General features: G+C 41.4%; 16 protein-coding genes and 1 riboswitch. Of the genes, 15 read left to right on the forward strand and 1 reads right to left on the reverse strand.

The window, feature by feature from the left end; all coding sequences use genetic code 11:
- Positions 1–120: 120 nt before the first annotated feature.
- From AZE41_RS00505 to AZE41_RS00565, 13 genes are all read left to right on the forward strand, one after another.
- Complete coding sequence (locus AZE41_RS00505) at positions 121–1,137, forward strand: ABC transporter ATP-binding protein (RefSeq protein ID WP_067204287.1); 1,017 nt, start codon at positions 121–123, stop codon at positions 1,135–1,137.
- Entirely contained in the window at positions 1,124–2,056 is a 933-nt protein-coding gene (locus AZE41_RS00510; RefSeq protein ID WP_067204290.1) for an ABC transporter ATP-binding protein, read from the forward strand. Before AZE41_RS00505 ends, AZE41_RS00510 begins: the two co-directional genes overlap by 14 nt.
- A gap of 5 nt (positions 2,057–2,061) precedes the next feature.
- Positions 2,062–3,024, forward strand: coding sequence for an oligopeptide ABC transporter permease (gene opp4B, locus AZE41_RS00515; protein ID WP_067204293.1), 963 nt, complete (start codon positions 2,062–2,064; stop codon positions 3,022–3,024).
- 35 nt (positions 3,025–3,059) lie between these two features.
- Positions 3,060–3,962, forward strand: coding sequence for an ABC transporter permease (locus AZE41_RS00520; RefSeq protein WP_067213789.1), 903 nt, complete (start codon positions 3,060–3,062; stop codon positions 3,960–3,962).
- A gap of 18 nt (positions 3,963–3,980) precedes the next feature.
- Complete coding sequence (opp4A, locus tag AZE41_RS00525; protein WP_067204296.1) at positions 3,981–5,834, forward strand: oligopeptide ABC transporter substrate-binding protein; 1,854 nt, start codon at positions 3,981–3,983, stop codon at positions 5,832–5,834.
- 202 nt (positions 5,835–6,036) lie between these two features.
- Positions 6,037–6,960, forward strand: coding sequence for a S66 peptidase family protein (locus tag AZE41_RS00530; RefSeq protein WP_067204298.1), 924 nt, complete (start codon positions 6,037–6,039; stop codon positions 6,958–6,960).
- Between the two features lie 442 nt (positions 6,961–7,402).
- Complete coding sequence (gene ureA / locus AZE41_RS00535; protein ID WP_067204300.1) at positions 7,403–7,705, forward strand: urease subunit gamma; 303 nt, start codon at positions 7,403–7,405, stop codon at positions 7,703–7,705.
- Positions 7,706–7,720: 15 nt separating this feature from the next.
- Positions 7,721–8,089: an urease subunit beta gene (locus AZE41_RS00540; RefSeq protein WP_067204303.1), complete on the forward strand. Its 369-nt coding sequence runs from the start codon at positions 7,721–7,723 to the stop codon at positions 8,087–8,089.
- Entirely contained in the window at positions 8,086–9,801 is a 1,716-nt protein-coding gene (gene ureC, locus AZE41_RS00545; RefSeq protein ID WP_067204306.1) for an urease subunit alpha, read from the forward strand. The genes AZE41_RS00540 and ureC overlap by 4 nt, the downstream gene beginning before the upstream one ends.
- A 569-nt stretch (positions 9,802–10,370) precedes the next feature.
- Positions 10,371–10,874, forward strand: a complete 504-nt coding sequence (locus AZE41_RS00550; protein ID WP_067204309.1) for an urease accessory protein UreE — start codon at positions 10,371–10,373, stop codon at positions 10,872–10,874.
- Positions 10,816–11,556 carry an urease accessory protein UreF gene (locus tag AZE41_RS00555; RefSeq protein WP_231885750.1) on the forward strand — a complete coding sequence of 247 codons (741 nt, stop codon included), beginning with the start codon at positions 10,816–10,818 and terminating at the stop codon, positions 11,554–11,556. The genes AZE41_RS00550 and AZE41_RS00555 overlap by 59 nt, the downstream gene beginning before the upstream one ends.
- A gap of 23 nt (positions 11,557–11,579) precedes the next feature.
- Positions 11,580–12,209, forward strand: a complete 630-nt coding sequence (gene ureG / locus AZE41_RS00560; protein ID WP_067204312.1) for an urease accessory protein UreG — start codon at positions 11,580–11,582, stop codon at positions 12,207–12,209.
- 67 nt (positions 12,210–12,276) lie between these two features.
- Positions 12,277–13,008 carry an urease accessory protein UreD gene (locus tag AZE41_RS00565; RefSeq protein WP_231885751.1) on the forward strand — a complete coding sequence of 244 codons (732 nt, stop codon included), beginning with the start codon at positions 12,277–12,279 and terminating at the stop codon, positions 13,006–13,008.
- Positions 13,009–13,055: 47 nt separating this feature from the next.
- Here AZE41_RS00565 and AZE41_RS00570 read toward each other — a convergent pair whose 3' ends face one another.
- Positions 13,056–13,448, reverse strand: a complete 393-nt coding sequence (locus AZE41_RS00570; RefSeq protein WP_067204317.1) for a hypothetical protein — start codon at positions 13,446–13,448, stop codon at positions 13,056–13,058.
- Between the two features lie 103 nt (positions 13,449–13,551).
- Between AZE41_RS00570 and AZE41_RS00575 the strand changes: the two genes are divergently transcribed.
- Both AZE41_RS00575 and AZE41_RS00580 read left to right on the forward strand, forming a co-directional pair.
- Positions 13,552–14,028, forward strand: a complete 477-nt coding sequence (locus AZE41_RS00575) for an acyl-CoA thioesterase (RefSeq protein WP_067204320.1) — start codon at positions 13,552–13,554, stop codon at positions 14,026–14,028.
- Between the two features lie 208 nt (positions 14,029–14,236).
- Positions 14,237–14,351, forward strand: a riboswitch (SAM riboswitch).
- A gap of 137 nt (positions 14,352–14,488) precedes the next feature.
- Positions 14,489–15,226 carry a cyclase family protein gene (locus AZE41_RS00580; protein ID WP_067204323.1) on the forward strand — a complete coding sequence of 246 codons (738 nt, stop codon included), beginning with the start codon at positions 14,489–14,491 and terminating at the stop codon, positions 15,224–15,226.
- Positions 15,227–15,234 lie beyond the last annotated feature (8 nt).

The following is a 15,234-nucleotide window of genomic DNA, read 5'->3' on the forward strand; positions in this document are numbered from 1 at the left end:
TTCTGAAAAAATAGTGTTGTCATCCATAAATTTGTATAGTATATTGGTGCAAGTGAATCAATATCAGAAAATTTACTATTAATAGTTTGGGAGTTTAAGTAATGTAGGGAGGAAGTTTTCTTGGGAAACCCGGTATTGGAAATTAAAAATCTCCGCACATCGTTTCGAATTAAAGATAACTACTATGCAGCAGTTGATGATGTATCATTGACTGTTGAAAAAAATGAACTGCTAGCCATCGTAGGAGAATCGGGTTGTGGGAAGAGTGCATTTGCTTTTTCAATAATGGGTCTGCATAGTCAAGCAAAAGTGGAAGGGAATATTTACTTTAAGGATCAGAATATAGTGAATATGTCTCCAGCTAAGCTAAATGAATTGCGTGGGAATAAAATGGGGATGATTTTTCAAGACTCGCTTTCCGCATTGAATCCATTAATGACTATTGGCGATCAAATTGATGAGATTATATATATCCATAACAATAAGCTACCGAAAAAGGAACGGAAAGAAAGAGTCATTGATTTGCTGAATAAGGTTGGAATTGTCAATCCAGCATTTACGTACGATCAATACCCCCATGAATTATCAGGTGGAATGAGGCAGCGGGTAGTGATCGCGATGGCGATTGCCAATGAACCGGAGCTATTGATCGCCGACGAGCCGACGACTGCCCTGGATGTGACCATTCAATCTCAAATACTTGATTTAATAAAAAAGCTCAAAGAAGAGATTCACGCGGGGATTATTTTGATTACCCATGATTTAGCGGTTGTTGCTGAAATGGCGGACCGAGTTGCTGTCATGTACGCAGGTCAAATTGTTGAGATTGCAGATGTTTATACGTTATTCGAAAACCCTTTGCATCCTTATACAAGGTCGTTACTGAACTCAGTTCCTAATTCAAATGAAGAGCAATCTGAACTTCATGTAATTGAGGGTATTGTCCCGTCCTTGCAGAAGTTGGTACGTAATGGTTGTCGGTTTAGTCCTAGAATTCCTTGGGTGGATGAGTCAGCTCATGAGGAGAATCCGGTATTGCACGAAGTAACCCCGGGTCACTTCGTACGCTGTACCTGTTACCGACAGTTTAGCTTCCCTGATAAAAGCAAGGAGGATCAGTACCATGGCGTTTCTTGAAGTAGAAGATTTAAAAGTCCATTTTCCGATTCAAGGTGGCGTATTTGGTAGGACTATTGACCATGTCAGAGCAGTTGATGGTGTCTCATTTTCGATTGAAAAAGGGAAAACATATGGGCTTGTTGGTGAATCTGGGTCCGGTAAAACAACAACTGGACGGGCAATCATCGGTTTAAATAAAATTGCTTCAGGAAAAGTTACTTTTGACGGACAGGAAATAACTGATATGAGCCGTTCAAAAGTGGGTGCACGTAGGGATATACAGATGATTTTTCAAGATCCCTATTCCACATTGAATCCAAAAAAACGAGTACTTGATATTGTATCTGAACCGCTTCGTAATTACGAAAATCTTTCAAGAAGTGAAGAAAAGAAGCGTGTCGGGGAACTATTAGAGCTTGTCGGTTTAAGTCCAGAAAGTATACATAAATACCCGCATGAATTCTCAGGTGGACAACGCCAACGGATTGGGATTGCTCGGGCAATTGCTCTAAAGCCAAAGCTAATTATTGCCGATGAACCTGTGTCAGCGCTTGATGTTTCCGTTCAAGCACAGGTCTTGAACTTTATGCAGGAGATTCAGAAAGAGTTGGGTCTTACTTATCTTTTTATCAGCCACGATCTTGGAATTATCAAGCATATGTGTGATCGAATTGGGATTATGTATAAAGGACGTTATGTGGAGGAAGGGACTCCGGAAGATATCTTTAAAAATCCACAGCATATTTACTCAAAACGACTGGTTGCTGCAATCCCTGATATTGATCCTAGAAAACGTGAACAACAGGTACAATTCCGCCAAGCGGTAAAAGAAGAATATGAGCAGTCGTACGACAATTATTTCGATGACTTGGGCTTGGCCTATAAATTACAGCCTGTATCGGACACACATTTAGTGGCTTTGCCTGGGAAAGGGTGAATAATATGTGGAAATTCACTGTACGTCGAATTGGAATAATGATTCCGCAAATTGCATTACTCAGTATTTTGATATTTATCATGGCGAAAATGATGCCTGGTGATGCGTTAAGTGGTTTGATCGATCCGAATATTGATCCAGCTACGATTGAAGCGATGAGACAAAGACTAGGCCTAGATAATCCTTGGTATATTCAATACATGGACTGGGTTAAAGGGTTGTTTCAAGGAGATTTAGGACAATCCTTTCGCTTTAAAATGCCAGTCACCGAATTAATTTCCCAACGACTTGTTAATACATTTTGGCTGTCTCTAGTTACGTTAATTTTGACTTATTTAATCGCGATTCCTCTTGGCATAACAAGTGGACGGTATAACGATTCATGGGCCGACCGATTAATAACTGGTTATACGTACGTAGGATTCGCGGCTCCATTATTTATCTTTGCTCTTGTTATGGTTTGGGTCTTTGGTTTCCAATTTGGTTGGTTCCCTACTGGTGGTAGTGTAACTCCGGGGCTTAGTCCAGGTTCGTTCGAATATGTACTAAGTAAAATAAATCATTTATTGCTCCCTTCATTATCAATGGCTCTCATCGCAACGGTTTCGACCGTTCAGTATTTGCGAAGTGAGATTATTGATACAAAACAGAAGGAATTTGTGGTGACAGCACGGGCGAAAGGTGCATCTGAGTCAAGGGTCTATAACCGCCATATTTTAAGGAATTCATTATTGCCAATTGCTGCATTTTTCGGATATGAAATTACGGGATTAATCGGAGGAACTATTTTTATTGAAAGCATCTTTGGGTATCCAGGAATGGGTCAGCTGTTCCTAGAATCAATTTCACTACGTGACTTCAGTGTGGTGACATCAGTTGTTCTAATATTTGGGATTGCAGCGATTTTAGGTGCATTGCTTTCAGATATTATATTAAGTATTGTTGACCCACGTATTCGTATAAAATAAGAACTCGATAGACTTTGAGGTGGTTTAGGTTGGAAATGAAAAATGTCCATTTACCCGACAGTACACTGGATGCAGATAGAAGCCCATCCGGTTGGAGTATTATCTGGCGCGAAATTGTTCGAGATAAACTAGCTTTTATATCATTAGTTTTTCTTACACTCATTATGGTATTTGTATATGGTGTATCCCTGTTTTTAGATCAGAAAGAAATTGTGACAGTAGACTTGTTTTCTATTCATAAACCTCCGTCCAAGGAGTTTTGGTTAGGCACAGATTATGGGGGACGAGATGTTTTTGGGCAGCTGATTATCGGGACACGGAATTCACTTTCGATTGGGATTCTTGTAACAGTAATGACAGGCGTCATTGGAATTACTGTTGGCTTAGTTTCAGGTTATTTTGGTGGGAAAATTGATAATATAGTCATGCGGATTGTTGACTTTTTCATGATTTTACCGTTTCTGATGGTTGTCATTGTGTTTGTATCAGTTTCGCCTAAATATACCATTTTGACGTTTTCCTTGATTATGACAGCCTTTTTATGGATGGGAAAAGCGCGTTTAATCCGTTCGAAAGCAATACAAGAAACAGAACTAGATTATGTGCAGGCCTCGAAGACGCTTGGTTCCTCTAATCTGAAAATTATGTTTACACAGGTGTTACCGAATTTAAGTTCAATTATTATTGTTTCGATGACATTGAGCTTAGCTGCAAACATTGGTTTGGAATCCGGGCTGTCATTTTTAGGCTTTGGTTTTCCGGAAAGTACGCCAAGCCTTGGGACACTTGTCAGTTATGCAAGAAACCCACAAACTTTGGAGTATAGATGGTGGATCTGGTTACCTGCATCACTGCTGATTTTGGTGCTGATGTTAAGTATAAATAATGTCGGTCAAGCGTTAAAGCGTGCGACTGATGCAAGGCAAAGAAGAGGATAAGAAGGGGGAGAAATTTATATGGTAGGGAAGAAAAGTGTAAGTAAAGCTTTATTCGCATTGATGCTCGTTTTACTACTTGCGTTAGCCGCTTGTAATAAAGCAGAAGACGCGGAACCAGCGGATTCTGGAACTAAGAAAGAAGAAGGTAAGAAGGAAGAGACCAAGAAAGAGGAAGTCGCAGATGATGGACTCTATTCGATCGATGATTTTAGTAACATTAAAACCAATGAAGGTGAGGCAATCGAAGGGGGTTCATTTACATTCGGACTCGTTTCGGATACCGCTTTTGAAGGAACGTTGAACTGGAACTTCTATTCAGGCGATCCTGACTCACAAGTTCTTGAATGGTTTGATGAAGGCTTATTAACATGGGATTCAAGTTTTGTGTATACACAGGATGGTGCTGCAACATATGATACATCTGAAGATGGAAAAACATTCACGTTTAAGATTCGTGATAATGTAAATTGGCATGATGGTAATCCAGTTACAGCTGAAGACTGGTTATTTGCACATGAAGTTCTTGGTCATGCCGACTATGATGGTCCGCGTGCTGGAGACGTTCTTAACATTGTAGGTATGGATGAATTCCAAGCAGGTACATCGGAAACAATTTCTGGTATTGAAGTAGTAAATGATAAAGAATTAAAAATCACATATAAAGAAGCAACACCATCACTTATCACAGGTGGTATTTGGACATACCCACTTGCTAAGCATATTTTTGGTGATATGGATGTTAAAGATATTTCTTCTTCTCCAGAAGTACGTCAGAACCCAATTGGTTTTGGTCCATTTAAAGTTGACACAATCGTACCTGGTGAATCAGTTACGTTTACTAAAAACGAAGACTATTGGCGCGGGGCACCAAAGCTCGACACAGTTACTTTAAAAGTAATCAATCCAAACGTCGTTGTTCAATCACTTGAAAAAGGTGATGTAGACACAGTAAGTGATTTCCCAGTACCTCAGTTCCCTGATAATGCTGAGATGTCAAACGTCGAATATTTAGGCGCTGTAGATCGCGCGTATACGTATGTTGGCTTTAAACTTGGTACTTGGGATAAAGAAAAGAAAGTAGTGAAACCTAATCCCGATGCGAAGATGGGGGATGTGAATTTACGTAAAGCTATGTGGCATGCGGTTGATAATAATACGGTAGGTGAGAAGTTCTATCACGGCCTACGTTGGGCTGCAACAACATTGATCCCACCATCACACCCAGAATATCATGATGCTACAAATCCTGGTACTCCTTATGACCCTGAAAAAGCGAAACAATTGCTTGAAGAAGCTGGATTTAAAGATGTTGATGGTGATGGTATCCGTGAAGATAAAGAAGGAAAACCATTGGTTATCAATTATGCTTCTATGTCAGGCGATGACATCGCTGAACCATTGGCACAATATTATATTCAAGCATGGGAAGCTGTTGGCTTGAAAGTAGCACTGTTAAATGGTCGTTTACAAGAATTTAATACATTTTATGAAGGTGTTGGCCAAAATGGAGATGACAATCCTGAAATTGATATTTATTCAGCTGCTTGGGGTGTAGGTATCGACGTAGATCCAAGTGGTCTATACGCTAAAAACGTATTATACAACTTCGCGCGTTGGGAAAATGCAGACAATGAGCGCCTGTTAGCTGAAGGTATCTCTGAAGATGCATTCGACGTTGAGAAGCGTAAAGAAATATACAATGAGTGGCAACAACTGATGACAGATGAAGTTCCTGTATTCCCTACGTTGTATCGTGCAAAATTAGTACCAGTTAACAACCGTGTGCTAAACTATGCAATTGGTGATGGAACGGAAATGTATAAGAGTGATATCGCAGTAACGCAAGACAAGCCTATGTCGGCGAAAAAGTAAGTTAAGACGAATATCTGTGACTTGTAGAGGAAAAGATTCATTTTTCTTCTACAAGTTTTTTTATTGTTAAAAGAAAGTGTGAATACACTTGAAAGTAAGCTGAATGTGAACAGGAAAAGATGATTGGATAGCGGAATATGATAAGCTTATAAGGACATTAAAAATAGGCGTAACAGCTTCTTAATGAAAGGAAGTTAGCAATATGAAAATAAGACCACAGCGTCTCCAAAAAGGGGACACAATTGGCATTATTGCACCGTCGAGTCCGCCTAATCAGGAAAACTTAGAGCGCTCACTCGCGTTTCTTGAACAGCTGGGATTGAAATGGAAGTTTGGGGAACATGTCTTGAATGTCCACGGATATCTGGCAGGGACGGACGAAGAACGACTTCAAGATTTGCATGACATGTTCGAGGATCCTACTATTAAAGGAATCATCTGTGCGGGCGGAGGATACGGCTCAGCTCGCTTTACGGATAAAATCGACCTGCAGCTTATGAAAGAGAATCCGAAAGTCCTTTGGGGATTCAGTGATATCACGTTCCTTCATACAGCGATGGGTCTGTATTCCAACCTTGTCACATTCCATGGCCCGATGCTTGCATCATGTGTTGGGAAAGATACGTTCCACGAATTGTCTGCGAAAATGTTCCAGCAGTTATTTGAGCCAATGGAACTTCATTACACGGAAGCGATTTCACCCCTTGAAACCATTACAGCGGGCGTCGCACAAGGTGAACTTGTTGGTGGGAATCTGTCGTTGCTCGCCAGTGGAATCGGCACTAAGTTTGAAGTGGACACGAAAGGCAAGCTTCTCTTTATAGAAGATGTCGGTGAAGAGCCATATAAAGTCGATGGTCTTCTCAATCAATTGCGCATGGCTGGAAAGCTTAAAGAGGCAGTGGGAATTGTCATAGGCGACTTCTCAGATGCGGAACCCAAAAAACGAAAAGAAACACTAACTCTTGATGAAGTATTCGCAGATTACACGGCTAATCTTGGAATACCGGTTGTCAAAGGATTCAAAATTGGCCATTGTCAGCCGCACTTTGCCATACCACTTGGTGTCGGTGCAAAGCTCGATGCTGATAACAAGACGCTGACGATATTACCTGGCGTCGAGTGAAACTAGATACGAAAGCGGTTTACGCGATTCAATCACATGGAGATTTGCCGCTAAATTGAGGCGGCTCTTTGTGTTTGGGCAATAATTCTTTTGGGTATCATATAGGAGAGCGCAACCAAGTAATGAAGCTGAAAATACAAGTATTTATTTGTGATAGTTAAAAGTAGAATTGTAAAAAAACAATTCCATTTTCCTATGCCTTTTTAAGTCATTAAGTTGAAAAAAAAGCCATAAACCATTATAATAGTTTAGTCATCGACATTCTTCGACACATTCCGCAAAAGCCCGATTTAGAAGGGCCCCAATCCACTGGACGGTTGTCCAAAATGGCATATTCATGCAAACTAAGTTTAAAAAAGTAACAGAGAACATTAATTCAATTAATTTTCTGAATCGTACAAGATTTAGTTTTTTTATTAATTAAAAAAAGAGGTGCTTTGAATTGAAATTATCACCGGTCGAACAGGAAAAATTGCTGTTGCATGTTGCAGGAGAACTGGCAATTAAGCGTAAGGAACGCGGAGTTAAGTTGAATTATCCGGAAGCTATCGCACTAATTTGTCACTACATTATGGAAGGCGCGCGTGACGGAAAGACTGTTGCACAACTGATGAGCGAAGGGAAACAAGTGCTTACGGTTGAGGATGTAATGGAAGGCGTCGGCGATATGATTAGTGATGTGCAGATTGAATGTACATTCCCAGACGGAACAAAACTCGTGACGGTCCACCGTCCAATTCAATAATAGGAGGCTTTAACAATGATTCCAGGAGAAATTAGAACAGCTGAAGGCTTGATTGAAATAAATGCCGGACGCCCCGTGAAAGCGGTACGCGTTGCAAACACTGGCGATCGTCCGATACAAGTCGGATCTCATTTCCATTTCATTGAGGTTAATAAATTTCTTGAATTTGACCGTGAACAGGCGGTAGGAATGCATTTGAATATCCCATCTGGTACTGCTGTACGTTTTGAACCCGGCGAAGAGAAGGAAGTTGAATTAGTTGAGTTCGGTGGAAAACGCCACGTATTCGGACTGAATAATCTGACGGAAGGTTCGACGCATAATAAGCACGAGATTTTAGATAAAGCAGCAGAAGCAGGATTTAAAGGAGCCGAGGATAAATGAAAGTAACACACGAACAATATGCGAAAATGTTCGGCCCGACAGTAGGCGATAAAGTGCGTCTTGCTGATACGGATCTTTGGATTGAAATTGAAAAAGATTATACATCATACGGTGATGAAGGCGTTTTCGGTGGAGGGAAATCACTTCGCGTATCGATGGGTCAAAATGGAAAAAATGTCCGCGCTGAAGGTGTTCTCGATACAGTCATTACCAACGTTATGATTATTGACCATACAGGTATTGTAAAAGCAGATATTGGTATTAAAGATGGCCGTATCATCGGAGTCGGAAAAGCAGGAAATCCGCTTACGATGGATGGTGTAGATCAGGATATGATTATCGGTGTAGGAACGGAAGTCTATGCAGGTGAAGGACTCATCGCAACAGCAGGTGCTGTCGACACGCATATTCATTTCATTAGTCCTCAGCAAGTCGAAACTGCACTTAACGCTGGTACGACTACATTCATCGGTGGTGGGACAGGCCCGGCCGCAGGTTCGAAAGCGACGAGTTTGACGGCGGGCGAGTGGCATCTTCATAGAATGTTACAAGCAGTTGAAGATTTACCAATCAACGTTGGGTTACTTGGAAAAGGGAGCGCATCTACAACGGAACCAATTATTGAACAAGTCCGTGCAGGTGCAATCGGTATGAAAATTCATGAAGACTGGGGTGCGACTCCAGATGCTCTTAATCAGAGTCTTATCGTTGCAGATGAATTCGATATCCAAGTCGCGCTTCACTCCGATACGCTCAATGAAGCTGGATTTGTTGAAAATACGATTGAGGCAATTGACGGGCGTGTTATCCATATTTTCCATACAGAAGGAGCAGGCGGCGGACACGCGCCAGACCAACTGAAATTGGCTGCATACCCAAATATTTTGCCGGCATCGACGAATCCGACAAAACCATTTACGACAAATACAATCGATGAACATTTAGATATGCTTATGGTATGTCACCATTTGAAACACGATGTACCTGAAGATGTAGCATTCGCAGATTCACGTATTCGTCCTGAAACAATCGCTGCAGAAGACATTATGCAAGATCTAGGTATTCTTAGTATTATGTCATCCGATTCACAAGCGATGGGACGTGTAGGTGAAGTTACAATGCGTACGTTCCAAACAGCAAACAAAATGAAAATGCAACGCGGTCCACTTCCGCAAGACGAAGGAAAAGACAATGATAACTTCCGTGTAAAACGTTATATTTCAAAACTAAATATTAACCCAGCGATTGCACACGGAATCAGCCATGAAGTCGGTTCACTCGAAGAAGGGAAACTGGCGGATATTGTCCTTTGGGAGCCTGCGTTTTTCGGTGTGAAAGCAGAAGTTGTTATTAAAGGCGGAATTGCTGTTTACGCAATGACTGGTGATCCAAACGCGTCTATTCCAACTCCGCAACCGATGATGGGACGCCGTATGTTTGGTTTCCACGGTCAAGCACCACAACACGCGGCAATGACGTTCCTTCCTAAAATTGCAGTAGAAGAAGGCCTACCTGAAAAACTAGGTCTTAAGAAAATGATTGGTACTGTTAAAAACTGCCGTAATATTGGTAAAGCAGACATGAAACATAACAGTGAAACACCAGAAATTGACGTCAATCCAGAAACATATGAAGTGAAAATTGACGGCGTACTTGCTACGTGTGAACCAGTAAGCGTTCTCCCGATGGCACAACGTTATTTCCTGTTTTAATTACTAACTAAATATGTTGAATAAAAGAATCCCGTTGAATCTGTTGTATCGCTCGATGATAAGGGAGTATTAATTCAGAGTGTGGATTGTAGATCGCTTGGCGCTTTGGGGATGCCTCTCGCCATGAGCCTGGATTAGCGCTTCGCATCCAGTCTCACGGCTTCGGCTACCCCTTTGCCGCGTCTGCGCTAGTGTGCACATTATTGAGAAAGTGTTGTAATTCGGAGTGTGGATTGTAGATCGTTTTGAGCTTTGGGGATGCCTTTGCCGCGCTTGCGCTAGAGTGTACATTATTGAGAGAGAGTTGTAATTCGGTATTAGGATGAATTCTAATTCTATCCATTGTATAGGGATTTTTATTACTCACCTTCGCACTGATAGATAATGAAATGCTCATTCTCACATAGATCATCTAGCGCAGGCGCGCCTTCGTGGTAGCTGGAGCGATAAGACTGAAAGTGGTCTTCTTTCCGGCTTATCGCGGGAGGCATCCACAAATCGTCGAAGCGGTATTAGGAAGAATTCTAAATCTATCCATAGTATAGGAATTCATCATAGGAGGATGCCAAATGCTTATAACTAAAGTCATTGGTAACATTGGAACGGAAGAAGAAATTGCTGGTAAACAGACAGAGTGGATTGAACTTGACTGGGAAGAATTGAGTAAACGCATTCTACGCAAAGAAACAGATCAAGGTACAGATGTCGCGTTGTCACTTGAACAACAAGAGCACCATGAGGACCACGAACATCATGACCACGACGATCATCATCATCATGAACACCAGCCGTTACAATATGGCGATATCTTATTCGAGGATGACTCACGTCGTATTGCCGTTCGCACAAAAATGGAGCCGGTTATCGTGATTAGCCCGAAAAACATGACGGAAATGGGTAAAACGGCTTTCGAACTTGGAAACCGCCATACACCGGCATTAATCGAGGAAAACGAAGTCATCGTGCGTGCAGATCATACGTTGAATAAATTGCTAGATGAAGTGGGTGTCGCATATGAAACAACTGAAAGACGATTCAAACAACCATTCAAATACCGAGGACACTCTCACTGATCTTGCCCTTTTACGATTAATTCAAATTCATGATTCCGCGTTTCCGATTGGGTCCTTTACGCAGACGTATGGCATGGAGACGTATATTCAGGAAGATGTGATCCGGACGAAAGAGGATTTGGTCGCTTATTGTACGTCGTTTCTTTTTCAAAACCTGGTGCGTGGGGATGCGATTTTAATTCAAGAAGCGTATGCTGCGGCTCAGGAACAGGATATCGAGCGACTTCTCTATTTGGAGCAATTATGCGGGGCAATCAAACTTGCGAAGGAATCACGTGAGGCAAGTGTGAAACTAGGAAGACAGTTTATTAAAACTGTGTCTCCACTCGGAACAGATGATTTCCTTGCGGACTGGAAAGCCCGTATTGATGCAAAAGAGATTAAAGGTCATTACGCCATTCTTTATGGTATTTACAGTGCGACGACAGGCGTCAGTGCGCATCATGCGGTCATGACGTATTTGTTTGCATCGCTTAACGGACTCGTCCAAAATGCGGTCCGTGCTGTGCCGTTCGGTCAAACAACTGGCGTCCAAGTAACGTATGAATTGATTGGACATGTGACGGAAGCGGCTAAATTAGTTGCTACGTTGACAGAAGCCGATATTAGTAATAACGCGTTAGGTATTGAACTTGCTTCTATGAAGCATGAGTATTTGTTCTCAAGATTATTTATTTCATGATGGATTGAAAGGAGTTTTTATAAATGAAACCAGTACGTATTGGCATAGGTGGACCAGTTGGATCAGGCAAAACATCGCTCGTCGACCAACTTACACGTGCGATGCACAAAGAATATAATGTAGCGGTCATTACGAACGATATTTACACGCGTGAAGACGCTCAATTTTTAATAAATAGCGGTGTACTTGAAGCGGATCGCATTTTAGGTGTTGAAACGGGAGGTTGCCCACATACGGCTATCCGCGAAGATGCTTCTATGAACTTCGCAGCAATTGATGAACTGAAAAGTCGTTTTGAAGACCTCGATATTATTTTCGTGGAAAGCGGCGGAGACAACTTGTCCGCTACATTTAGCCCAGAGCTTGTCGACGGCTATATTTATGTTATCGACGTTGCAGAAGGTCAGGATATTCCGAGAAAAGGCGGACCTGCTTTGACGCGTTCTGATCTTTTATTGATCAATAAAACGGATCTTGCTCCATACGTTGGCGTTGATCTTGAACTAATGGATAGCGACGCAAAAAAAATGCGTAACGGACGTCCATACATTTTTACAGATGTAAGAACACAGAAAAATGTTGACCAAGTTGTCGCTTGGATCAAGCACAATATGCTATTAGAAGGTGCGGGATCCGCTGGTTCAAATGCTTAAGCCGTCTCGCGCCATCCACCACGGAAAACTTGACTTGGAATTTGAGCCAAGAAGAGGCTACACACGGATGCCCCATGTTTTCCAACAGCCTCCATTGAAGGCGAGTCGTGAACTGTACGAAGGTAAAAACCCGACAGCGACTGTCTACATAATGGAGTCCTCTGGAGGCATGGTCGCCGGGGATCGAAATGACATTACAGTGAAGCTTGCTCCAGATAGTAGCGTAAGGTTGGTTCAGCAGTCCGCTTTAAAGATCTATCCATCGTATACCGGAGACACTTGTGTACAGACCATTAACATCGAACTCGGAGAAGGGGCATGCCTTGAATGGATGCCAGAAGTAATTATTCCGTTTGTAGATGCAAAATTTCGAGGTGACACGACACTTCGAATCGCACGCGATGCAACCATATTATGGGGTGAAATCGTTGCCCCAGGACGTGAAAAGCGTGGCGAGATATTTGATTATCAATCATTCCATACGAATTTCAAAATTTTTGTCGAGGATGAATTAATTGCTTTTGACTCTCTGCATTTCTCACCAAAAGAAACGGCACTTGGTGATATCGGTGTACTGGAAACTGCAATGTATATCGGTTCAATCTGGCTCGTATCGCCGAAAGCCGCAGATGTAGACGTCCGCGCAATACAAGAAACATTGCGGGTCGAAGAAGGTTTAAAAGCTGGTATGACAAGGCTTGAAGGAAATGCAATCCATTGCAGATGGCTTGCAGTTGATCAGTGGACCATGCAGGAAGAGATGAAGCGTGTATACGCGTTGTTGGCAGAAATAGTTTAAGAGGACACTCCAATGAGGGGTGTCCTCTTTGGGTTTGAAGTTTTACATCACTTCGATACCCTTTTTTTATTCCATTTTTTTATTAAAAAATCCATCAACCAGGTATAGAGAAACATCGAACCGACTAGGACAACAGCAATGTAAATGTATTGCAAGAAAACTGGAATGTTATACTCCTTTATGAAATCCCCTGAATAAAGCATGATGAAAACCAGCGCTATAAGAAGTACAATCATACCTATCGCATAAATAACCATAGTACTTAGAGGCGTTGTCCGAAGTGTCTTACGGATGGAATCCCTAGATTTTAAAGCTCTTATAAGTAGATATAAAAATAAAACGAGTGATAGATAGTCATTTGCTACAAACAATAAAATAAGTCCAAGTAATATAATCGACCAGGTGATTTTTTCATAGTATTTATCAATAAATTTCAGCATTAATCTTCCCCCAGTATGTGTATACTATATATACGGAATGATTGATGGAAAAGTTTCCTTTTATCACAAATTGAATATGTTCTACTACAAAGGAGTTTGTCGTATGCAAGAAAAAAGACCAATGGGCCAATCACGAACAATCCAGACGAAGCTAGTATTGCCGCCAGATACCAATCATCTGCAGACAATTTTCGGTGGAAAAGTTCTCGCGTATATAGATGAAATCGCTGATATCACGGCAATGAAACATTCAAAAACAGCGGTTGTAACTGCTTCAATCGATTCAGTCGATTTTGTATCGTCGGCGCGTGTTGGAGATGTACTTGAACTTGAGGCGATTGTCACGTCAACAGGCCGTACATCGATGGAAGTATTTGTATCGGTCCATTCAATGAACCTGCTTACAGGCGAAACAAAACTAACAACCGAATCCTTCCTAACGATGGTTGCCATGGATGAAAATAATAAGCCTACTCCTGTACCGGGTATTTATCCGGAAACAGAAGCTGAAAAGAGTCTATTTGAAACAGGCCCCGCACGCCGTGAACATCGGAAATTACGGAGTGAGATGAAACATTAATTAATTAATTAATTAATTTGTTATGGAAAAAGCCCACGCAAGTTGTGGTTTTTTTACATTGTGTCGTGTATCATTTCAATGCCATTTCTACTTTTCACATAAAGTGTTTCATTGTAAAAACTAGTATAATCTAAATAATTCATGTTTTTTGTATTGACAATCTATTTAGAAACCTGTATTGTACTAATCAACAACTAAATACGTAACTTTCTTATCCAGAGAGGTGTAGGGACTGGCCCGATGATACCTCAGCAACAGACTTGTAAAAGTACTGTGCTAATTCCAGAAGCGTAAGTGTAATGCTTACTGCTTGGAGATGAGAAGAGCAAATAGCGAATTCGCCAAAACCTCTTCTTGAAATTTAGAAGAGGTTTTTTATTTCGTCTAGGCTCCGGCCGCCCTTCGATTTTGTTCTTTCTGGAGACTAAAGTTACCTTCAAAAAATGAAGGGAGAATTATTGTGTCAAATGAATTAATCAATGCAATTGCTTTATTAAAAAAGAAAGAATGGGTTGATTTAACACATACTTTCGGGCCTGACTCACCCCGTTTTTCAGCATTTGATGCAGCAGAGTTTACAACATTATTTGATCACGATGATGGATTTTTCGCACAGAGCTTTAAATTTGCGGGACAGTACGGCACACATATTGATGCACCCATTCACTTCGTTCGTGATACAAGATACTTGGATGAATTGGGTTTGAAAGAATTGGTATTACCGCTGGTGGTCATCGATAAATCGAAAGAATCTGATGCAAACCATGATTTTACATTAACTGTTGAAGACATTCTAAAGTTTGAAGCTCAGCACGGGCAAATTGAGGCAGGTACATTTGTGGCATTACGCACAGATTGGGGCAAACGCTGGCCGGATAATGAGGCATTTTGCAATAAAGATGCCGATGGGAATAACCGTATACCGGGTTGGGGCCTTGCTGCTTTGAAGTTTTTGTTTGATGAAAGAAAAGTAAAGGCTGTCGGTCATGAAACTTTCGATACGGATTCAGCCATTGATTTTCAAAAGAACCAAGCTCTGTTAGGTGAATATTATGTTCTTGAACAAGATACCTACCAAATTGAGCTATTAACAAACCTAGATAAAGTGCCCTCAAAAGGCGCGGTCATTTTTAACATCGTTCCGAAGCCAGAAAAAGCATCGGGATTCCCAGTCCGCTCATTCGCGATCCTGCCGTAAGAAAAGAA

The sequence above is a fragment of the Sporosarcina psychrophila genome (assembly GCF_001590685.1).
In the GTDB taxonomy this organism is placed as follows: Bacteria; Bacillota; Bacilli; order Bacillales_A; family Planococcaceae; genus Sporosarcina; species Sporosarcina psychrophila.

Coding starts and splice junctions, on each gene's coding strand:
- AZE41_RS00570 (WP_067204317.1), bottom strand. CDS start 13,448: ATGCTGAAATTTATTGATAAATACTATGAAAAAATCACCTGGTCGATT.
- AZE41_RS00510 (WP_067204290.1), top strand. CDS start 1,124: ATGGCGTTTCTTGAAGTAGAAGATTTAAAAGTCCATTTTCCGATTCAA.
- AZE41_RS00520 (WP_067213789.1), top strand. CDS start 3,060: ATGAAAAATGTCCATTTACCCGACAGTACACTGGATGCAGATAGAAGC.
- AZE41_RS00540 (WP_067204303.1), top strand. CDS start 7,721: ATGATTCCAGGAGAAATTAGAACAGCTGAAGGCTTGATTGAAATAAAT.
- AZE41_RS00565 (WP_231885751.1), top strand. CDS start 12,277: ATGCCCCATGTTTTCCAACAGCCTCCATTGAAGGCGAGTCGTGAACTG.
- ureG (WP_067204312.1), top strand. CDS start 11,580: ATGAAACCAGTACGTATTGGCATAGGTGGACCAGTTGGATCAGGCAAA.
- AZE41_RS00555 (WP_231885750.1), top strand. CDS start 10,816: ATGAAACAACTGAAAGACGATTCAAACAACCATTCAAATACCGAGGAC.
- ureC (WP_067204306.1), top strand. CDS start 8,086: ATGAAAGTAACACACGAACAATATGCGAAAATGTTCGGCCCGACAGTA.
- opp4B (WP_067204293.1), top strand. CDS start 2,062: ATGTGGAAATTCACTGTACGTCGAATTGGAATAATGATTCCGCAAATT.
- AZE41_RS00530 (WP_067204298.1), top strand. CDS start 6,037: ATGAAAATAAGACCACAGCGTCTCCAAAAAGGGGACACAATTGGCATT.
- AZE41_RS00575 (WP_067204320.1), top strand. CDS start 13,552: ATGCAAGAAAAAAGACCAATGGGCCAATCACGAACAATCCAGACGAAG.
- AZE41_RS00550 (WP_067204309.1), top strand. CDS start 10,371: ATGCTTATAACTAAAGTCATTGGTAACATTGGAACGGAAGAAGAAATT.
- opp4A (WP_067204296.1), top strand. CDS start 3,981: ATGGTAGGGAAGAAAAGTGTAAGTAAAGCTTTATTCGCATTGATGCTC.